Raw genomic sequence first — 21,052 nt, 5'->3', positions numbered from 1 at the left:
TTGAACTTTCCACCTCCAGCGGCCTCCCTAAGACGCAGCCTGCTGCCCCTCCTGATCGCCACAGAAAAGGACCGAATCGGCTCTGCCGGACTGGACGCCATGACTGCCCTTACCCTGTCGCCGGGTCGCAAGACCCTGTTCCGCTGGCAAAGACCCTCGCTCGAAGACCGCCTGCGCGCATTGATGCCCCACTGGGGTGATCTGCCGCTGAGCATCAGCAGCGAGGACCTCGACTCCAATGCCTCGTTCGTCGACTACGTGCGCCACCACAAGGTCATCGATCCGCTGACCGGTGAGCCACTGGAACTGGTGGAAAAGTCGATTCGCAAAGTGTTGTTCATCGGCAGCCAGGAAGCGCGCTTTCACCGCGCCACAGGCCTGCTGGAAGGCAGCACACACTTCCGTCACCCGGCTTGCCTGGGGGTCATCGACACGCCCTGGGAGAGCCTGATCTTCACCACCTACCTGCGCGGCAAGCCGCCACGCATGCAGGCCATCGCCAAGCCGCTGGCGCTGGGCATCGCCGAGCAGGAACTGCTCAGCCACCGCTACTTGCAAGCCCAGTCCAAATCCCGCGCGCCGCTGTTGTGGAGCATGGATTTCTACCGGCCCTGGTTCCTCTTGCGCCCACGCTTCAACTTCGCCCGCTACCTCAGCGAGCTGCAGCGCCTGGGGCAGGACGATCCTCGCTTCGCCGGACTCGCCACCCGCTTCAAGGCCTTCGTGCCCAAGCTGCGCGACATGGCCCGCCAGGCCCGACGCAGCCCACGCTGCATTTGCCACATGGATTACCTGCGCAAGAACCTGTTCCTGATCAAGCAGCAGTTGCATGTGATCGACTGGAGCGAGGTCAAGGTCGGACGCATCGGCTTCGACGGCGGGGCCTACCTGGGCAGCCTTTTTCGCCGCAAGGACATGAAGATGTTCCTCACTGCACAAAGCGAATTCATCGACGCCTACCGCGCCGCCCTGCCGCCTGAATTTGATTCCGAACAAGCGCTGCACAACCTGCGCTACATCTTCCTGCTGACCGCGCTGTACCACTGTCTGCGCCCGGAAACCCTGGCCGAGTACCGCGAGCGCGAGCGCATGCCGCTGCTTCTGCAAAAGTACGAATATCTGCTGACGTGCCTGGATTGATGAACATCCTGTAACAAATTGCCTTGTTTTGTAGGAAGAATCACACCATACGGTGGGGATTTTTTGAGTTTGGTGTAGGACCTTTCTGAATTTGTATTAATATTCGCGGTCTGAAACATTCCACAGAAACCTTAGGGCGTCGTCCTTTGGCCACTTCCTCGAACGGATAGTCGCAGTACGTTTATGGATGAAGCTTTGCCTCGCCCACGCTTGCTGGTGATGTCGAAAGGCGCCCAGCAAATTCCTACCCTTCCCGCTCTCCTGCCCGACTACGCCCTGCGCAATGGCGTGGCCAGCGACGCCGGTGGCGTCGATTGCCTGCTGGCCTGGGGGCGCAAGCCCAGCGCAGCGAAAGCCATGGCGGCCGCCCAGGCTGCCGGCAAACCGGTGCTGACCGTGGAGGATGGTTTTCTGCGCTCGGTCGGCCTTGGCGCTGACGAGCCGCCACTGTCGCTGATCGCCGACGACGTCGGCGTGTACTACGACGCCAGCCAGCCATCGCGCCTCGAACGCCTGATTGCCCAGCCGCTCACTGCCGAGCAGCAGCAGCGTGCCATGGCGCTGCAACAGCTGTGGCAGCAGCACAAGGTGTCGAAATACAACGCCGCGCGCATTCAGCAGCCGGTGCTGCCCGATGACTGCGTGCTGGTGGCTGACCAGACCAGCGGCGACGCGTCGTTGCAAGGCGCCCAGGCCAGCGATTTTGCCGAGATGCTCGAGGCGGCCCTGCAGCGCTACCCGACCAGCACCGTGCTGCTCAAGGTGCATCCCGATGTGGTGGCCGGACGCAAGGCCGGCCATTTCGATGTGTCGGTCCTGGCGACCCACCCGCGGGTGGCGATTCTGGCCCAGGACATTCATCCCGCCGACCTGCTGCCACGCCTGCGCGCGGTGTTCGTCATGACCTCGCAGTTGGGCTTCGATGCGCTGATGTGGAACGTGCCGGTGCACACCTGGGGCATGCCGTTCTATGCCGGCTGGGGCCTGACCACCGATCGTCTGCCGGCACCCGAGCGGCGCGGCGCGGCGAGCCTGGCGCAGTTGATCCACGCAAGCCTTGTGGACTACCCACGCTACCTGTGCCCGGAAAGCCAGCAGCCGTGTTCGGCAGAAACCCTGATTCGCTGGCTGGGCCTGCAGCGCAAGCACCGTAGCGTGCTGCCCGAACAGGTGCAGGCGCTGGGTTTCAGCCGCTGGAAGGAGCCGCTGGTCGAGCTGTTCTGCAACGGCGCCCAGGTGCAACTGGTCAAGCCCGAGCAACCGCTGAGCAGCGATCTGCCGGTGGTGACTTGGGGCTGCAAGCACGACGAACAATTGCGTGACCATCCGCAGCCGGTGTTTCGCATCGAAGACGGCTTTCTGCGCTCCGTTGGCCTGGGCGCCGGCAAGGCGCGGCCGCTGTCGTGGGTGGTGGATGACTTGGGGATCTACTACGACGCCACCCGCCCCTCGCGGCTGGAGCGTCTGCTGGCAGACAGCACCTTCGATGACGAGCTGTTGAGCCGCGCCGACGCTCTGCGCGAGGCCATCTGCCGCGCGGGCCTGACCAAGTACAACCTGCCCGGCCCGAGCTGGCAGCGCCCGAGCGAGGCCAACCGGGTGATTCTGGTCACAGGCCAGGTCGAAGACGATGCCTCGATTCGATATGGCAGCACAGACATCCGCAGCAACCTGCAACTGCTGCAGGCGGTGCGCGCCGCCAACCCTGACGCCTGGGTGCTGTACAAGCCGCACCCGGAAGTGACGGCCGGCACCCGTGCCCGCGGCGACGATGAAGCACACACCGTGGAATGGTGCGACCAAGTGATCGGCGACACGCCGCTGCAACAGCTGCTCGAGGCCGTGGATGAGGTGCACGTGCTGACCTCGCAGTCGGGCTTCGAAGCGCTGCTGCGCGGCGTGCCGGTGACCACCTACGGGCAGCCGTTCTATGCCGGCTGGGGCCTGACCTGCGACCTGCATCTGTCTGCCCAGGTGCAAGCCCGGCGCCAGCGCCGCCTGAGCCTGGCGCAATTGGTGGCCGGCACCTTGCTGCTCTATCCCACCTACGTCAGCCGCATCACCGACCGTTTCACCAGCGCGGAACAGACTCTTCACGAACTACAGAATTGGCATGCGTTCTCGCAGCCAGGAGCGACCTCTCGATGGCAGGACTTGATTCGACGCTTGTGCAACTGGTTGGGCATGAAGCGCCCAGCCCGTTGATGACAAGCCAGGCGGGTCGTCCTCTGCTGGGTCGACCGCGCAAGACGTTCCTGCTCTTGCAGGGCGTCAGTTCGCCATTCTTCATGACCCTGGCCAAGGCATTGCGCGGTGCCGGGCAGGTGGTTCACAGCATCCGTTACAACGTCGGCGACCTGCTCTACGGCGCCGGCTCGCAGCACAGCTGCCGCTGCCCGCTGGATGAGCTGGAGGGCTACTACGCCGAGCGCTTCGCGCAATTGCAGGTCACCGATATCGTGCTGTTCGGCGATTGCCGCCCAGTGCATCGCCCGGCCATCGTTCTGGCCCGGCGCCTGGGCCTGGGCGTGCATGTATTCGAAGAGGGTTACTTCCGCCCTTACTGGATCACCCTGGAGCGCGATGGGGTCAACAGCAATTCGCTGCTGCCGCGTGACCCGCAGTGGTACCGCGAAGTCGGCAAGCACGTGCCGCGCTACGACAACGGCGAAGGGTTCAGGCTGTCGTTCATGGCCCGCGCCAGCCACGACGTGATGTACCACGTCGGCGGCGCGCTGAACCCTGTGTGCTACCCCAACTACCGCACCCACGCCCCGTTCAGCGCGGCCGCCGAGTACGCCGGTTTCATTCGCCAGGGCGTGCGCCTGCTGCGCGCGCGTCAGCGCGACAACGCCCTGGTGGCGCAGGTCGCGCAAGAGCGTCAGCCGACCTTCCTGCTGCCCTTGCAGCTCGACAGCGACGCGCAGATTCGCGACCACTCGCGCTTTGCCAACATGAGCGAGGTGATCGCCCATGTCATCGCCTCGTTCGCCGCCCATGCGCCGAGCGATGCGCGTCTGTTGGTCAAGAACCACCCGCTCACCCCGGGGCTGCTCAACTACCGCGCGATCACCGCGCAACTGGCCCGCGAGCACGACGTAGCCGAGCGCGTCGAATTCATGGAGAGCGGCTACATGCCGACGCTGCTCTCGCACATTCAGGGGCTGATCACCGTCAACAGCACCGCCGGGGCTTCGGCACTGTTCCATGGTCGTCCGACCATCGCCTTGGCCGAGCCGATCTACGCCCTGCCGGGGCTGACCCAGCAGAGCAGCCTGGATGAGTTCTGGGTCGAGCCGCAGGCGCCGGACATGACTTTGTTCAAGCGCTTTCGCAACACCGTCATCCATACCACTCAAGTCAATGGCGGCTTCTACACCCGCAGCGGCATAGACCTGGCAGTGGCCAACTGCGTGGACGTGCTGCTGGCCCCAACCAGTCGAATCGAGCAGTACCTATGAGCACCCTGACCTCCCCTCGCTGCATACTCATCACTGGCGCCACAGGCGGTATCGGCGGTGCCCTGGCACCGGAGTATGCCGCGCCCGGCGTCACCTTGATTCTTCAGGGCCGCCGCGAAGATCGCCTGCACCAGTTGGCCGAACAGTGCCGCGCCCTGGGCGCACGGGTGTTGCTCGAAGCCCTCGACGTGCGTGACCTCGACGCCCTGCGCAGCATGGTGCGACGGGTCAGCGAGGCCGAGCGACCCGACCTGATTCTGGTCGGCGCCGGGCTCAACACTGCGGTGGGCAGCGACGGTTCGGCCGAACAGTGGGACGACAGCCGCGCGCTGCTGGAAGTCAACGTGCTGGCCGCCATCGCCACCGTCGAAGCCGCCCTGCCGGCCATGCGCGCCCGCGGTGCCGGGCAGATCGCGCTGTTCAGTTCCCTGGCCGGCTGGCGCGGCCTGCCGGTAACGCCGACCTACAGCGCCAGCAAGGCGGCGATTCGCGTGTATGGCGAGGCGATTCGCGACTGGCTGGCCGCCGAAGGGGTGAAGATCAACGTCATCCTGCCGGGCTACGTGGAATCGAAGATGTGCTTCGAGATGCCTGGCCCCAAGCCCTTTCTGTGGACCGCCGACAAGGCTGCGCGGCGTATCCGCCGCGGCCTTGCGGCCGATCAGGCGCGTATCAGTTTTCCGTTTCCGCTCAACCTGGGCACCTGGCTGCTGGGCGTGATCCCGCAGCGGCTCTCTTCGATGATTCTGCGTGGGCTCAAGTACAGTGATTGAAGTGTCTTTGCTGACCGTTGCGCTGGCAGGCCTGGCGCTGACCGTGCTGGTCGAACGTTTTCTGCTGCCGCGCCCGGCGCTGCGTCGTCCGCTGAGCTGCTGGGCGCTGCATGCGGGCCTGTGGTGCGTGGGCCTGGGGCTGCTCTATGCACTCACCGGGCGGGCGCTGTTCAGCGGCGTCAACGTGCTGCTGGTGTGGCTGCTGATCGTGCTGGTGAGCAACTCCAAGTACCACTCGCTGCGCGAGCCTTTCGTCTGCGCCGACTTCGAATACTTCAGCGATGCGGTGAAGTTTCCCAGGCTTTACCTGCCCTTCTTCGGCTACGGCAAGGCGGCCGGCCTGGCGCTGGCGTTCGTGATCTACCTGTGGGCCGGGCTGAGTTTCGAAGTGCCGGGTTCACGCTGGGCGGCCTTGCTGCCGGCGCTGCTCGGGCTGGCCCTGCTGCGCCTGGGCCATCGCCGCGAAGTGCCAAGCTTCGATGCCGAGGCCGACGTGCGCCGCTGGGGCCTGGCGGCCAGCCTGTGGCGCTATTTCTGGGCCGCACGCAAGCCGGTCGACCGCGCAGCGCTGGGTTCGCCCTTCGCCGCACCTGTGCCCGCCGCAGCTGCGGCGCTGCCCGATATCGTCTCGATCCAGAGCGAATCGTTCTTCGATGTGCGCAGCCTGTGGCCGGGCGTACGCAGCGAGGTACTCGGCGAGTACGACCAGTTGCTGGGGCAATCACTGGCCCACGGCAAGCTGCAAGTCGCCGCCTGGGGCGCCAACACCGTGCGCACTGAGTTCGCCTACCTCACCGGCATCGATGCCGAGCGCCTGGGCGTGCACCGCTTCAACCCCTACCGCGTGCTGGCCCGTCAGGGCCTGCCGAGCATCGCCGCCCGGCTCAAGGCGCAGGGTTATCGCACCGTGTGCATCCACCCGTATGCCGGCAGCTTCTACGGCCGCGACAAAGTGCTGCCGGCCTTGGGTTTCGATGAGTTCATCGATGTCAGCAGCTTCTTCGAAGCGCAGAAAGCCGGCCCGTTCATTGGCGATTGCGCCGTGGCCGAGAAGATTCGTGGCCTGCTCAACGCCCAGGGCCGGCAACAGCCGCTGTTCATCCATGCCATCACCATGGAGAACCACGGCCCGCTGCACCTTGAGAGCGTCAATGACAGTGAGCTGCCAGCCTGGTTCGACCGCCCGCTGCAGCCAGGCATGCAAGACCTGGCCCCGTACCTGCGACACATCGTCAACGCCGACCGCATGCTCGGCATGCTGCGCGAGACCTTGCAGGCGCAAACGTCCGAGGCTTTGCTGTGCTTCTTCGGCGACCATGTACCGATTCTGCCGCAGGTGTATCAGGCAGTCGGGGCGCCGGCCGGCGATACCGACTACCTGATCTGGTCGAACCGCCGCCAACCGGGCAGCCAGGCACAAGCGTTGCGCGTCGAAGCGCTGGCCAGCACCCTGCTCGACCAGGCCAGCGCTGCGCACGGTGCGGCCAGCCAGACCCACGTGACCGGTGTGGTCTGAGGCCATGCTGCGCATCGTCCTGGGCTCGACCCTGACTGCGGCGCAGACCGCCGACCCGGGCCTCCAGCGCCTGATCACCCAGGGCCGCGGCTCGTTGGCCGTGCTGTTGGGCGATGGCGCCTGCCGCTACCGCCTGCTGGGCAAAGACCTGCACTGGGACCGTGTGCTGATCGCCTTCGACGGCGAGCGCGCACTGGGCTTCGCCTCGTTCCGCTACGCCCGTCGCGGGCCCTTCGCACTCAACTGGCCACCGTTTCGTCGCGAGTTCGGCGTGCTCGGCGGCAGTTGGCGTTTCGCGGGGTTCTGCCTGAGCGAGTGGCGCGAGTGGCACTACCCGTTCCTGCTCTACGGCCTGCGCGTGGTCAAGGCGGCGCGCAATCATGGGGTCGGCTCGGCGCTGGTGCAGGCCTGTTGCGCCGAGGCGCTCAAGCACGGCGTGGGCGCCATTGACCTTGAAGTGCCGCTGGGCAACACCCGTGCGCAGCAGCTGTACCGCAAGCACGGCTTCGTGCCCCGCCGGCGTCGCTGGCTGGCACCGCTGCTGGGCATGCGTCGGGCGCTGGGCAGCGGTACTCGGCCATCGCAGAGCGCGACACCATGAGTGGGCCATTGGCGCCCCTGGTCGAGGGACCGGGCTGGATCGGCATCATGTCGCAGTGGGTGGCCTTCAAGATTTTCCACCTGCCGCAGTTTCTCGGCCCCGAAGGCTCGCCGTGCTGGCTATGGCACCGTGGCAAGCGGCCACCGAAGGGCCTCAAGGCCATCGCCGGTATCGGCTACAAGACTTCGTCTGCGCGGGCGCGGGTGCTGTGCCAGCGCTGGAACCTGCCCTATATCGCCCTGGAAGATGGCTTCCTGCGCTCGTCGTCGCTGGGGGTGGAAGGCGATACGCCGATGTCGCTGGTGATCGATCCGGTGGGCATCCACTACTTGGCCGATCGCCCGTCCCTGCTGGAAAACATTCTGCAAGCGCCCGAGCAGCTAAACGCCGCTGAACTCGCCAGCGCCGACGCGCTGATCGCGCTGATGCGCCGCAGCGGGATCGGCAAGTACAACAACGCCCGCGACCTGCCCGAGGATGATCCGCTCGGTCGCGAGCGGCCGCTGGTGCTGGTGGTCGACCAGACCGCCGGGGACTTCTCCATCCCAGGTGGCGGCCTGTGCGAGGCCGATTTCGTGCGCATGCTCGATGTTGCCCTGGCCGAGAACCCCGACGCCGACGTGCGCGTGCGAATTCACCCCGATTGCGTCGGTGGGCACAAGCCCAGCTGCCTGCTGGCCGCAGCGCTGGAACGGGGCGTAGCGCTGGAGGCGCGCGAGGTGTCGTGGGCGTCGCTGGCGCGGCGCGCGAAGCGGGTCTACATCGGCACCAGCCAGGCCGGGCTCGAAGCGCTGATCCAGGGCGTGCCGGTGACCTGCTTCGGCTTGCCGTTCTATGCCGGCTGGGGCCTGACCGACGACCGCATGGCGATTGCCAGGCGTCAGGCGCGGCCCGACCTGCGCCAGTTGGTGGCCGCCGCCTACCTGCGCTACTGCCGCTACGTCGACCCCCTGACCGGCCAGCTCAGCGACGCCCTGACCGTGGCCGATCTGCTCGCACTCAAGAAAGCCTGCGACAGCGAGTTCGCCGGCATCACCACGGTGATCGGCGTCAAGCGCCACAAGCAGCACAACATTCGCCGCTTCTTCAGCAGCCGCTGGGGGCAACTGCGCTTCGCCGAGGATTCGCCGCAGTTGCTCAGCCAGGTGGCCGCCGAACAGGGCCGCGTACTGGTCTGGGCCGCGCGCGAGCCGGCCGACCTGCAACGCCGCGCTGACAGCGCCGGAGTGGCGGTGTGGCGCATCGAAGATGGCTTTCTGCGCTCGAGCGGCCTGGGCGTGAACAACCGCCCGGCACGTTCACTGGTGCTCGACCGCAGTGGCATTCACTACGACGCCAGCCGGCCCAGCGACCTCGAACAGATTCTTCAGCACAGCCCGTTCAGCCCCGCCGAGCTGGCCGAAGCGGCGCGGCTGCGCGAGACCACCGTGGCGCTTGGGGCAAGCAAGTTCAACCTGCGTCAGGGGCCACTTGGGCAGGTCAAGGCAGCCCCGGGGCAACTGCGCGTGCTGGTGCCCGGGCAGGTCGAAGACGATGCCTCGGTGCTGCGCAGCGCTGGCGAGATCCGCAGCAACCTGCAGCTGTTGCGTGCGGTGCGCGCGGCGTTGCCAGAGGCGTGGATCGTCTACAAGCCGCACCCGGATGTCGAAGCCGGCAAGCGCCGCGGACGCATCACCGCCGCTGAACTGGCGGGGCTGGCCGATCAGGTGCTGCACGGGGTGGATATCGTCGCCCTGTACGGCCAGGTCGACGCGCTGCACACCTTGAGTTCCACCGCAGGCTTCGAAGCGCTGCTGCGCGGCGTGCCGGTGGTGACCTACGGCACGCCGTTCTATGCCGGCTGGGGCCTCACCAAGGACCACCAACCGCTGCCCCGGCGCAGCCGCCGCTTGACCCTGGATCAGTTGGTGGCCGGCGCACTGTTGCGCTATGCGCGCTATGCCGACGTCCAGCACGCGCTGCCCTGCGATGCCTGGCACGCCCTCGCTTGTCTGGCCAGCCCGCGCCGTGCGCGGCTGCGCGAGCATGGGCGAGTGGCGCCGTTGCTCAACTACACCTGGACCATGCTCGGCCGTAGCCGGCCGCTGGCCCCCGCAAAGGACTAGACCATGCCTGTATCGATCAAGGACATCGGCCGCTGCGCCGCGCTCCCCTGGCATTTCCTGCAGCTCGCCACCCACGCAAAATCGTTCGAGAACAACCCGGTGCTGGGCAGCGCCCGGCTCAATGCCCTCGGTCTGCACGTGCAGCGCCGCCAGTTGGCCATGGCCATGGCCGGCTGTCGCCGCCAGGCGCTGGGCAAGCGCCTGGACCCAGGCGAGCGTGAGCACTTCGAGCAGAACGGCTTCTTCATCCGCGAAAACGCTCTGCCGGCCGAACAGTTCGCCGCCTTGCGCGCCGAGCTGGGCGCACTGCGCAGCACCGGCTGGGAGATGCGCCAGGGCCGCGCGGTGACGCGTCGGGTCAGCCTCGACCAGGATGTACTGGCGCACAATCCGGCCAGCGCGGCGTTCGTCGCCGACCGCGGGGTGCGCGACCTGATCGCCTACGCCTCGTCCAACAGCGGCGGTATCACCTATCAGTTGCAGTCGATCATCATCGACGCGGCCAACGCCGATCACGACCCGCAGACCCGTCTGCACGCCGATACCTTCCACCCCACGGCCAAGGCCTGGCTGTTCCTCGATGACGTTGCCGACGACCAGGGGCCGTTCAGCTATGTTCCCGGCTCCCACCGCCTGACCCCGGAGCGCCTGGCCTGGGAATACCGCCAGAGCCTGGGCGCTGCGCGCTCCAGCGAGCAGATGCACCGCGAGGGTTCGTTCCGTATCGATGAAGCGCAGCTGGCCGAACTCGGCCTGCCGCAACCGCGGCGCTTCGCCGTGCCGGCCAACACCCTGGTGGTGGCCGACACCTCAGGCTTCCACGCCCGTTGCGCCAGCCGCCACGCCAGCCACCGCGTGGAAATCTACGCAAGCCTGCGACGCAACCCGTTCCTGCCCTGGCGCGGCGCGCACCTGTTCGCCCTGCCCTGGATCGCCAACCACCACATGCGCTGGGATGTGCGCCTCAAGCGCATGATGGGCTTCGACAAGAAGAGCCACTGGCGCTTCATCGACCAGCTCAATGCGTATGAGCCGGTGCATATCTGAAGGTGCCTGGACTGGGCCGGCAGAGCCGGCCCGGTTCCGCCTGCTTAAACGCGCCGCTCGGCATACTGCAACACCACTTCCAGCGGATGGCGCAGCTGTCGGTCGGCCAGGCGCTTGACCTGGCTGCGGCACGAATAGCCGGTCGCCAGCGGTTCGCCGGCTTGCTCCAGCTTGCCGGCCCAGGACTGGGCGAAGATGGTTTTCGAGGTGTCGTGGTTACGCGCCTCGTGCCCATAGGTGCCGGACATCCCACAGCAACCGGTGGCCTCGGTGGCAAGGCGCAGGCCCAGACGGGCGAAGACCTTCTGCCATTGGCCGCTGCTGGCCGGCACGTTGGTCTTTTCCGTGCAGTGCGCCAGCAGGCGGAAATCGCCGGCATGGGTCACCGTCTGTTCGGGCAGCGCGTCGATTAGCCACTCTTGCGGCAGCAGCACCTGCGGGCACTGCTCGGCACCGGCCACGTGGGTGTATTCCTGGCGGTAGACCAGGGTCATCGCCGGGTCCAGCCCCACCAGTGGTACACCGCAATCAGCCAGGGCCTTGAGCTGGCGGGCATTGCGCACTGCCGCCTTGGCGAAGGCGCCGAGGAAGCCTTGCACGTGCAGCGGCTTGCCGTTGGCGCTGTAGGGCGCCAGGAACACCCGGTAACCCAGGCGATTGGCAAGGTCGATGAAGGCTGCCAGCAACGAGGTCTCGAAGTAGCGGGTGAAGGCATCCTGCACCAGCACGATGCTGCGCGCGCGTTGCTGCGGGCTCAGCTCGCGCAGGGTCGGCACATTGGCCACGCCCACCTGGCAGCGGCTCAGGGTGGCCTGGAAGTTGAAGCGGCTGAGCAGCGGGCTGTCGACCATGCCTACGCCATTTGCCAGCAGGCGGCTCATCCATTTCGAGCCCATCACCGCGTTGTACGCCGCCGGCGCGTGGGCCAGGTAGGGAATGCTGAACTCCAGCGAGCCGATCAGGTAGTCACGCAGCGGCCGCTGGTAGCGGGTGTGGTACAGCTCAAGGAAGCGTGAGCGGAAATCCGGCACGTTGACCTTGATCGGGCATTGCCCGGCGCACGACTTGCACGCCAGGCAGCCGGCCATGGCTTCGTACACTTCATGGGAGAAATCGGCCTGGCCCTGGCGCTGCGACCAGCGGTTGCGCAGGCGCTGGGGCAGGCCCTTGAGCCAGTCGAGCCGGCCGCGGCTGACCGCCAGCACATCGATGTTCGCCGCCCCTTGCAGGCGCAGCCATTCACGAATCAGCGAAGCGCGGCCCTTGGGCGAGTGCTGGCGCTGACGGGTGGCCTTCCACGACGGGCACATGGCGTCGTAGGGGTCGTAGTTGTAGCAAGCGCCATTGCCGTTGCAGTGCACCGCACTGCTAAAGCTTTGCCAGACCCGCTCGTCGATGCTGCGGTCAAGGTCACCGCGCAGGGTCACGCCGTCGACTTTGGTCAGGCCTTCGGCGCTGTCCGGTGGCGTGCAGATCTTGCCCGGGTTGAGCTGGTTGTAAGGGTCGAAGGCGCCCTTGAGGCGTTGCAGCGCCGGGTACAGCTCACCGAAGTACTCCGGTACGTACTCCGAACGCAGACCCTTGCCGTGTTCACCCCAGAGCAGCCCACCGTAGCGCTTGGCCAGCGCCGCCACCGCATCGGAAATCGGCTTGACCAACGCCGCTTGGGCCGGGTCCTTCATGTCCAGCGCCGGGCGCACGTGCAGGACCCCGGCATCGACATGGCCAAACATGCCGTAGGCCAGGCCATGGCTGTCGAGCAGGGCACGGAACTCGGCGATGTAGTCGGCCAGGCGCTCGGGCGGCACGGCGGTGTCTTCGACGAACGGCTGCGGGCGCACCTCGCCGGCGACGTTGCCCAGCAGCCCCACCGAACGCTTGCGCATCACATACACCCGGGTCACCGCCTCGGCGCCCTCGGCCAAGGTGTGACCCAGGCGCTCGACGCTGGTGTCGCTCTGCAGGTGATCGACAAACGCTGCGACCCGCGCGTTGACCTCGGCCGGGTCGTCGCCGCAGAACTCCACCAGGTTGATGCCCAGGGTCGGGCGTGCCGCCTCTTCGGGGAAATACTCGGCGACGCTGTGCCAGACGATGTCCTTCATCGCCAGCAGCAATACCTTGGAATCCACCGTTTCGATCGACAGCGGCTTGTGCGCCATCAGCGCATTGGCATCACGCAGGGCGTCCATGAAGCTTGAGTAGCGCACATTGACCAGCACCGCGTACTTGGGAATCGGCAGCACATTGAGCTTGGCCTCGACCACGTAGCCCAGCGAGCCTTCCGCGCCGCACAGCACGCTGTTGAGGTTGAAGCGGCCCTGCTCGTCGCGCAGGTGCGCCAGGTCGTAGCCGGTCAGGCAACGGTTGAGTTTGGGGAAGGTGCGCTCGATCAGCTCGCGCTGATGCTCGGCGATGTCCGCGGCCATGCGGTACACCTCGCCGACCCGCCCGGGCTGGGCGCAGGCCTGTTGCAGGGCGGCGGCGTCGAGCGGCTGGCTGTGCAGACGCTCGCCGCCGAGCAGCACCGTATCGAGTTCCAGCACGTGATCGCGGGTCTTGCCGTAGGTGCAGCTGCCCTGGCCGCTGGCGTCGGTGTTGATCATGCCGCCGAGGGTGGCGCGGTTGGAGGTCGACAGCTCCGGGGCGAAGAACAGCCCGTGGGGCTTGAGCGCGGCATTGAGCTGATCCTTGACCACCCCGGCCTGCACCCGTACCCAGCGCTGCTCGACGTTGATTTCGAGAATCTGGTTCATGTGCCGCGACAGGTCGACGACGATGCCGTCGGTCAACGACTGGCCGTTGGTGCCGGTGCCGCCGCCGCGGGGGGTCAGGCGAATCTCGCGGAAGCGCTCATGGCTCATCAGCGTGGCGATGCGTGCTACATCTTCGGCATCGAGCGGAAACACCGCAGCCTGGGGCAGGCGCTGGTAGATCGAGTTGTCGGTGGCAAGCACCGTGCGGGTGCCGTAGTCGGCGCTGATCTGGCCACGAAATCCGCTGCCGCGCAGGGCATCGAGGAAAACGCTGTAGTGGGCGGCGGGAGCCTTGGCGGGCAGCTGGGCGATCATCGGGGGATGGCCTCGTAAGAATGGCGTGGTCACGGTCTACGGGGCGTCAGGCAACGACCCGGAATTACGATCAATTGTCATTTGCGCATGAGTAATGCGGGTGCGGATGACGAGGCCGCCAATGTTCCTGTAGTTTCCAGGCCAGGGCAAACGGATATTCCGTTGGCTATGCATGAGTTTTATGAATGAATTACCGCCACCTCACCCCCTCGATGTCACTGCTGCTGGCCTTCGAGGCCGCCGCGCGCCACGAAAGCTACACCCGCGCTGCGGTGGAGCTGTCGCTGACCCAGAGCGCCATCAGCCGCCAGGTGCAGGCTCTGGAGCAGCAGTTGGGGCTGACGCTGTTTCGCCGCGAGGGCCGCCAAGTGCAACTGACCGACGTCGGCCGCCTGTACCAGCGTGAGCTGAGTGAGGCGTTGGGGCGCATCCGCAGCGCGACCTTGCAGGCCTTGGCGCATCAGTCTGGTGTCGGCACGCTGCGCCTGGCGACGCTGCCGACCTTCGGTTCGAAATGGCTGCTGCCGCGGCTCAACACCTTCTACGCGGCGCATCCCGGCATGCTGGTGCACATTCATTCACGTATCGAAGCGATCAACTTCGACACCAGCGAAATCGATGCCGCCATCGGCGTGGCCAGTCATGACCTGCCGGGGCTGATCTGCCATCGCCTGCACGCCGAGCAACTGCTGGTGATTCTTCCCGCCAATGCGGGCGAGGATGCGCAACCGTGGACGCCGGTGCGCATCAGCCAGCAACTGCTGCTCAACGTCGCCAACAACCCGCATGCGTGGGGCGAGTGGTTTTCCCACCACGCCCTGCCCCACCGCACCATGCGCCTGGGGCCGAGCTTCGAACTCACCTCCCACCTGATCCAGGCGGTGCGCGCCGGTATCGGCATTGGCCTGGTGCCGCGGGTGCTGGTCGAAGATGAACTGCAGAACGGCGAGCTGTGCAGCGCTGGCGAGCCGTTCGCCAGCCAGCGCAGCTACTACCTGATCTACCCGCCGCGCAACGAGAACCTGCCCTCGCTGCGCGCGTTTCGCAGCTGGTTGCTGGCCCAGCTGTAACGACAAGGGGCCGCAGTGCGGCCCCTTGTGGGTGGAGTGGTGCAGCGTTGCACGTGCTTAGCTGCGCGGCGGCGACACCGTTGCGGCAGAGGCCACCTGTTTTTTCAACTTCGCGCGATAGAAGACGAACATCACCAGCAGCCACAGCGGGATGGCGAATACCGACTTCTGGATGCCCGGAATCATCAGCATGATGCCCAGAATCAGCACCACGAAGGCCAGGCACAGGTAGTTGCCGTAGGGGTAGAACAACGCCTTGAAGCGCGGCGTCTGCCCGGTGGCGTTGAGGTGCTGGCGGAATCTGAGGTGCGAGTAGCTGATCATCGCCCAGTTGATCACCAAGGTTGCCACCACCAGCGACATCAGCAATTCCAGTGCTTGCGCAGGCATCAGGTAATTGAGCAGCACGGCGATCAGGGTGAAGGCTGCCGAGGCCAGCAGCGCCCGTACCGGCACGCCACGGCGATCGATCTTCGCCAGCGCGGCAGGCGCATCACCCTGCTCGGCCATGCCATAGAGCATGCGGGCGTTGCAGTAGGTGCCGCTGTTGTACACCGACAGTGCGGCGGTCAGCACCACGAAGTTGAGCAGGTGCGCAGCCACGTCACTGCCCAGCAGCGAGAACACTTGCACGAACGGGCTGCTGCCATAGCTGCCGCCCGAGGCGTCGATGCTCGCCACCAGGGTGTTCCACGGCGTCAGCGAGAGCAGCACTACCAGGGCGCCGATGTAGAAGATCAGGATGCGGTAGATGACCTGGTTGATCGCCTTGGGGATCACCTTGCGCGGCTGGTCGGCCTCGGCTGCGGTAAAACCGAGCATCTCAAGGCCACCGAACGAGAACATGATGATCGCCAGGGCCATGACCAGGCCGCTGACGCCATTGGGGAAGAAGCCGCCATGCTCCCAGAGGTTGCTGACCGAGGCATCCGGGCCACCGTTGCCGCTGGTCAGCAGCCAGGCACCGAGGGCGATCATGCAGACCACGGCGGCGACCTTGATGATGCCGAACCAGAATTCGGCCTCGCCGAACACCTTGACGTTCATCAGGTTGATCGCGTTGATCAGCACGAAGAAGCCGGCGGCAGACACCCACGTGGGGATTTCCGGCCACCAGTAGTGCACGTACTTGCCCACTGCCGACAGTTCCGACATGCCGACCAAAACGTACAGCACCCAGCAGTTCCAGCCCGACAGAAAGCCTGCGAAGCCGCCCCAGTAGGTGTGGGCGAAGTGGCTGAACGAGCCGGCCACCGGCTCTTCGACGATCATTTCGCCGAGCTGGCGCATGATCAAGAAGGCGATGAAGCCGCAGATGGCATAACCGAGGATCATCGACGGGCCGGCCATTTTCATCACCCCGGCCGAGCCGAGGAACAGGCCGGTGCCGATGGCGCCGCCCAAGGCGATCAGCTGGATATGGCGGTTTTTCAGGCCACGCTTGAGTTCGCCTGACTGCGAGTTGTGTTCACTCATGAACGAAGTCACCTGCACTGTTTTTATCTGTGACGGAATCGGACCCATCACGCTTGTGGCGCGATGGAATGGGCAAGGTGGTTACCTTGATGCCGGGAGGCGGCGACGCGAGGCGATCGACCGAATGTCAGCACGGGTGCGCGGAGCGCGATGGGTCACAGGTAAAACGCGGCGCCCTGTATACCCTTGCAAGCGCGCAGGCGTCAACGCGGCGGGTCAGTTCCGGGTGGAAAAACGCGCAGAGCTGCGAGAGGGATGTCTGGTTTGGCAGGAATTCTTTACAGAATCGGGAAGGAGGCCTGAATTCGGCGGGAAACGACGATTGATTTCGTAAGAAAATCTTTACAGGGCGGATGCGTACTGTGTTTTCCAGCAGGGCCATTCGCGGGTGAACCCACTCCTACGGACGTACCGTGGGTTCACACGCGAAAGGCCAGCCCTGCGATCAGCCGCGCGGCTTGCCGCGGCCACGGCCTGCCGGCTTGTCACCTTCAGGCTTGGTGCCGCGCTTGCGCATGTCGCTCGGGCGCTCGGCGACGGTGCTGCTGCGGCCCTTGCGTGGGGCGTCGTCCTTGGCCGGACGCTGCGGGCGCTCGGCTGCACCTTCCTGGGCCGGACGCAGGCTGCGCACGCGCTCGTTGCGGCCCATCGGGCGGCTCGACTTGCGCTGCAGGCGCTCGAGCTTTTCCTTGGCCTTGAGGTTGAGCGTCGGCAAGGCGACGGGCTTCAAGCCCACTTCAGCGGCGAGGATGTCGATTTCGCCCTGGCTCATTTCCCGCCAGCGACCCATCGGCAGGTCGGAGTTGAGGAACACCGGGCCGAAACGCACGCGCTTCAGACGGCTGACCACCACGCCCTGGGATTCCCACAGGCGACGCACTTCGCGGTTGCGACCTTCCATCACCACGCAGTGGAACCAGTGGTTGAAGCCTTCACCACCGGGGGCTTTCTGGATGTCGGTGAACTTCGCCGGGCCATCTTCGAGGGTCACGCCGGCCTTGAGGCGGTCGAGCATGTCGTCGTCGACCTCGCCACGCACACGTACCGCGTACTCACGGTCCATCTCGTAGGAGGGGTGCATCAGCCGGTTGGCCAGTTCGCCGTCGGTGGTGAACAGCAGCAGGCCGGTGGTGTTGATGTCCAGGCGACCGATGTTGATCCAGCGCCCTTCACGGGGCTTGGGCAGGCGATCGAACACGGTCGGACGGCCTTCGGGGTCGTCACGGGTGCAGATTTCGCCATCGGGCTTGTTGTACATGATGACCCGGCGGGTCGCCTCGGCGGCTTCCTCACGCTTGATCAGCTTGCCGTCCACGGCGATGGCATCGTGCAGGTCGACGCGCTGGCCAAGGGTGGCGGCTACGCCATTGACCTTGATCCGGCCTTCGCTGATCCAGGCTTCGACGTCACGGCGCGAACCGACACCGATGCGTGCGAGCACCTTTTGCAGTTTTTCGCCGGATGGCGGGACGGGTTGGGGTTGTTGCAGGTCGTTGTCGCTCATTCAGGCACCTCCCGGTGTAGTCATGACAATCGAATTGGCGGCGGATGCGCCAAAGGGGTCGCGCACTATACGCGGATTGGTGGGGGAACGCACGGGGGCTTTTCTGGGGCGGTTTGGCGGCGGGGCGGCTGGAGCCTTGTTCTGTAGCGTGCGCGTTGAGGGCGTTGTCGGGATTGATTGGCTTGGCTGGCTTCACGGCAGCTTTTCGCCCTTACGGCGAGTTACTTTTGTTTGCGGACAAAAGTAACCAAAAACCGCCTGCTCCAAGATCCGGCCCTACGCTGCGCTCCGGGTCCCCTGCGCTCCGGTGCTCTACGGGGCGCCGCGGGCAAGGGTTGTTGCGCAACCCTCACACCTCGCGTCCTCGGCTACGCCTCGGGTGCGCTGCGCGCACGCCCCTACGAACACCTCCACTCCGGCCGGACCCAGTCGCGCTCTGCGTCGCCTGAACTGTCGCATACGAAGATCAAGAACAAAGGCAAAGGCAAGGGCAAGGGCAAGGGCAAGGGCAAGGGCAAGGGCAAAACTTTGTGCAGGTTTACCCGGTATAAGCACAAAAAGGGCGACACGTTGGTGTGTTTTTCGCACATCTAGCTCGCTCCATTCAGGCCAGCAATTCCAGGCTATTTCGCTCGTGGTCGCTTGTGTACAGAGCGCGCTTTTGATCTTCATACGCGATAGTTCAGGCGACGCAGAGCGCGACTGGGTCCGGCCGGAGTGGAGGTGTTCGAAGGGGCGTGCGCGTCAGCGCACCCGAGGCGCAGCCGAGGACGCGAGGTGTGAGGGTTGCGCAGCAACCCTTGCCCGCGGCGCCCCGTAGAGCACCGGAACGCAGGGAACCCGGAACGAAGCGAAGCGTAGTGCAGGGTCGGATCTTGGAGCAGGCGGTTTTTGGTTACTTTTGTCCGCAAACAAAAGTAACTCGCCGTAAAGGCGAAAAGGTGCCGTGAAGCCAACCAGGCCAATGAATCCTGACAATGTCATCAAGGCGCACGGAACCGAGCCAGCGAGTCTTGGAAAGACTAACCCCCCCACGAATCAGGACCGCGACTCCTCCTCTGGCCCCGACCCCACCTCACGCAAATCATCGAAATCAATCTTCAACCCTTCCTCCATCGCATCCAACTCGACCAGCAACGACCGGAAACTGGTTTCTTCCTTCGGCTCGGCGCCATCTTCACCCTCCTCACCCTCGGCCAGGCTGGCGTCGGCCAAAGCTTGCAGGTGCGCCGGCACCGGCGCGTCGTCGGGGTCGAGGTCGTCGAGCAGGGGTGCCGGTTCCAGGTCGCGCAGTTCGGCCAGCGCGGGCAATTGCTCAAGGCCGCTGAGGTTGAAGTGGTCGAGGAACGCCTTGGTGGTGGCGAACATCGCCGGACGCCCCGGCACCTCACGGTAGCCCACCACCTTGATCCATTCGCGCTCGACCAGGGTGCGCACGATGTTGCTGTTGACCGCTACACCGCGCACGTCTTCGATTTCACCGCGGGTGATCGGCTGGCGGTAGGCGATCAGCGCCAGGGTTTCCAGCAAGGCGCGCGAATAACGCTGCGGGCGCTCTTCCCACAGCCGGCCGACCCACGGCGCGTACTGCTCGCGGATCTGCAGGCGATAGCCGCTGGCCACTTCCTTGAGTTCGAAGGAACGCCCGGCGCAGGACTTGCCCAGCGCCTCGAGGGCCTTCCTGAACACCGAGGGCGCCGGCCGTTCGGCTTGCTCGAACAGCTCGTACAGGCGCTCGAGCGACTGTGGCTTGCCGGAGGCGAGCAGGAAGGCTTCGATCAGTGAGGCCAGCTCACGCGGGTCATTGAGGTTCATGGGGTTCTGCGAATTCCGAATCGGCGGCACTGCGCACGCGTACGTGGATGGGGGTGAACGGCTCGTTCTGCACCAGCTCGATCAGCGATTCCTTGACCAGTTCGAGGATCGCCATGAAGGTCACCACCACGCCCAGCTTGCCCTCCTCGGCCGTGAACAGCTCGACGAACGGCACGAAGCCGCCGCCGCGCAGGCGTTCGAGTACGTGGCTCATGCGCTCGCGGGTCGACAGTACCTCGCGGGTGATCTGGTGGCTCTCGAACAAATCGTTACGGCGCATGACCTCGGCCATGGACATCAGCAGCTCCGGCAGGCTGACCTCGGGCAGCAGCTTGCGCACCTTGGCCAGCGGCGCTTCCAGCCGCGGCAGGTAGAAATCGCGACCTTGGCGCGGCAGCTGGTCGAGGTCCTCGGCTGCGGCCTTGAAGCGTTCGTACTGTTGCAGGCGGCGAATCAGCTCGGCACGCGGGTCGCCCTCCTCGGCCTCGACCTCGGCAGAGCGCGGCAGCAGCATGCGCGATTTGATTTCGGCGAGCATGGCGGCCATCACCAGGTATTCGGCGGCAAGCTCCAGACGCACGTTCTTCATCAGCTCGACGTAGGTCATGTACTGACGGGTGATTTCCGCCACGGGGATATCGAGGATGTCGATGTTCTGCTTGCGGATCAGGTACAGCAGCAGGTCGAGCGGGCCTTCGAAGGCGTCGAGAAACACCTCCAGCGCATCGGGTGGGATGTACAGGTCGACCGGCAGCTCGGTCAGCGCTTCGCCGTAGACCAGCGCCAGTTGCAACTGCAACGGCGAGGGCGGCTCAACGGCCGCTGCGGCCTCCTGCTGACTCACGCCTGGGCCAGGAACAGCGAGGGATCGCCGCAGCCTTCACGGATCAGCAGCGGTTCGTCGCCCGACAGATCGATCACGGTCGAGGCCTTCAGATCACCGTAACCGCCGTCGATGACCAGATCGACATGGTGCTCGAGGCGCTGACGGATTTCGTAGGGGTCGGTCATCGGCTCGTCGTCGCCCGGCAGAATCAGGCTGACGCTCATCAGCGGCTCACCCAGCTCTTCGAGCAAGGCGCGCACGATCGGGTTGGCCGGCACCCGCAGGCCGATGGTGCGGCGCTTTTCGTGCATCAGCAGGCGCGGCACTTCGCGCGTGGCGTTGAGGATGAAGGTGAACGGCCCGGGAACGTGGGCCTTGAGCAGGCGGAAGTTGGCGGTGTCGATTTTGGCGTACAGGCCCATCTGCGAAAGATCGCAGCACAGCAGGGTGAAGTTGTGCTGTTTGTCGAGCTGGCGCAGACGGCGGACCCGCTCGATGGCGGACTTGTCGCCGATCTGGCAACCCAGGGCGTAGGCTGAATCGGTGGGGTAGATCACCACCCCGCCCTTGCGAATGATTTCAACGGCCTGCTTGATCAGCCGCATCTGGGGGTTTTCGGCGTGTATCTGGAAAAATTGGCTCACGTA

The 21,052-nt window shown here is 65.5% G+C and carries 15 protein-coding genes; 9 read left to right on the top strand and 6 right to left on the bottom strand.

Annotation, left to right across the window (positions count from 1 at the left end; genetic code table 11):
• The first annotated feature begins 99 nt into the window (after window positions 1-99).
• From H618_RS0109600 to H618_RS0109565, 8 genes are all read left to right on the top strand, one after another.
• Window positions 100-1,140, top strand: a complete 1,041-nt coding sequence (locus H618_RS0109600) for a phosphotransferase family protein (RefSeq protein WP_028694872.1) — start codon at window positions 100-102, stop codon at window positions 1,138-1,140.
• Between the two features lie 183 nt (window positions 1,141-1,323).
• Window positions 1,324-3,345, top strand: coding sequence for a capsular polysaccharide biosynthesis protein (locus H618_RS0109595; RefSeq protein ID WP_028694871.1), 2,022 nt, complete (start codon window positions 1,324-1,326; stop codon window positions 3,343-3,345).
• Window positions 3,285-4,601: a capsule biosynthesis protein gene (locus tag H618_RS0109590; protein WP_028694870.1), complete on the top strand. Its 1,317-nt coding sequence runs from the start codon at window positions 3,285-3,287 to the stop codon at window positions 4,599-4,601. Before H618_RS0109595 ends, H618_RS0109590 begins: the two co-directional genes overlap by 61 nt.
• Entirely contained in the window at window positions 4,598-5,374 is a 777-nt protein-coding gene (locus tag H618_RS0109585) for an SDR family NAD(P)-dependent oxidoreductase (protein ID WP_028694869.1), read from the top strand. The genes H618_RS0109590 and H618_RS0109585 overlap by 4 nt, the downstream gene beginning before the upstream one ends.
• Before the next feature lie 7 nt (window positions 5,375-5,381).
• Window positions 5,382-6,890, top strand: coding sequence for an LTA synthase family protein (locus tag H618_RS0109580; RefSeq protein ID WP_028694868.1), 1,509 nt, complete (start codon window positions 5,382-5,384; stop codon window positions 6,888-6,890).
• A 4-nt stretch (window positions 6,891-6,894) separates the two neighbouring features.
• Window positions 6,895-7,491 carry a GNAT family N-acetyltransferase gene (locus H618_RS0109575; RefSeq protein WP_028694867.1) on the top strand — a complete coding sequence of 199 codons (597 nt, stop codon included), beginning with the start codon at window positions 6,895-6,897 and terminating at the stop codon, window positions 7,489-7,491.
• Window positions 7,488-9,596, top strand: coding sequence for a capsular polysaccharide biosynthesis protein (locus tag H618_RS0109570; protein WP_028694866.1), 2,109 nt, complete (start codon window positions 7,488-7,490; stop codon window positions 9,594-9,596). Before H618_RS0109575 ends, H618_RS0109570 begins: the two co-directional genes overlap by 4 nt.
• Before the next feature lie 3 nt (window positions 9,597-9,599).
• Window positions 9,600-10,643 carry a phytanoyl-CoA dioxygenase family protein gene (locus H618_RS0109565; RefSeq protein ID WP_028694865.1) on the top strand — a complete coding sequence of 348 codons (1,044 nt, stop codon included), beginning with the start codon at window positions 9,600-9,602 and terminating at the stop codon, window positions 10,641-10,643.
• Window positions 10,644-10,687: 44 nt separating this feature from the next.
• On the opposite strand, the gene ydiJ is transcribed toward H618_RS0109565, so the two are convergent.
• Window positions 10,688-13,714 (bottom strand): D-2-hydroxyglutarate dehydrogenase YdiJ, encoded by a 3,027-nt coding sequence (gene ydiJ / locus H618_RS0109560; RefSeq protein ID WP_028694864.1) that lies wholly within the window; start codon window positions 13,712-13,714, stop codon window positions 10,688-10,690.
• A 185-nt stretch (window positions 13,715-13,899) separates the two neighbouring features.
• On the opposite strand from ydiJ, the gene H618_RS0109555 reads away from it, so the two are divergent.
• Window positions 13,900-14,784: a LysR substrate-binding domain-containing protein gene (locus tag H618_RS0109555; protein WP_028694863.1), complete on the top strand. Its 885-nt coding sequence runs from the start codon at window positions 13,900-13,902 to the stop codon at window positions 14,782-14,784.
• Between the two features lie 57 nt (window positions 14,785-14,841).
• Here H618_RS0109555 and H618_RS0109550 read toward each other — a convergent pair whose 3' ends face one another.
• The 5 genes from H618_RS0109550 to H618_RS0109530 all read right to left on the bottom strand — a co-directional run bounded on the left by H618_RS0109550 (window position 14,842) and on the right by H618_RS0109530 (window position 21,049).
• Window positions 14,842-16,260: an amino acid permease gene (locus H618_RS0109550; RefSeq protein ID WP_028694862.1), complete on the bottom strand. Its 1,419-nt coding sequence runs from the start codon at window positions 16,258-16,260 to the stop codon at window positions 14,842-14,844.
• Between the two features lie 445 nt (window positions 16,261-16,705).
• Window positions 16,706-17,764 carry a 23S rRNA pseudouridine(2605) synthase RluB gene (gene rluB, locus H618_RS0109545; protein ID WP_028694861.1) on the bottom strand — a complete coding sequence of 353 codons (1,059 nt, stop codon included), beginning with the start codon at window positions 17,762-17,764 and terminating at the stop codon, window positions 16,706-16,708.
• Window positions 17,765-18,802: 1,038 nt separating this feature from the next.
• A complete protein-coding gene (scpB, locus tag H618_RS0109540; RefSeq protein WP_028694860.1) occupies window positions 18,803-19,579 on the bottom strand; it encodes an SMC-Scp complex subunit ScpB in 777 nt (258 codons plus the stop codon).
• A complete protein-coding gene (locus H618_RS0109535) occupies window positions 19,566-20,300 on the bottom strand; it encodes a segregation and condensation protein A (RefSeq protein ID WP_161628446.1) in 735 nt (244 codons plus the stop codon). Before H618_RS0109535 ends, scpB begins: the two co-directional genes overlap by 14 nt.
• A 119-nt stretch (window positions 20,301-20,419) precedes the next feature.
• Window positions 20,420-21,049: an L-threonylcarbamoyladenylate synthase gene (locus H618_RS0109530; protein WP_033727612.1), complete on the bottom strand. Its 630-nt coding sequence runs from the start codon at window positions 21,047-21,049 to the stop codon at window positions 20,420-20,422.
• Window positions 21,050-21,052 lie beyond the last annotated feature (3 nt).

The sequence above is a fragment of the Pseudomonas cremoricolorata DSM 17059 = NBRC 16634 genome (assembly GCF_000425745.1).
GTDB lineage: Bacteria > Pseudomonadota > Gammaproteobacteria > Pseudomonadales > Pseudomonadaceae > Aquipseudomonas > Aquipseudomonas cremoricolorata.
Note: the sequence above shows the minus strand (reverse complement) of the source record. Positions and strands in the feature narration are given on the sequence as shown.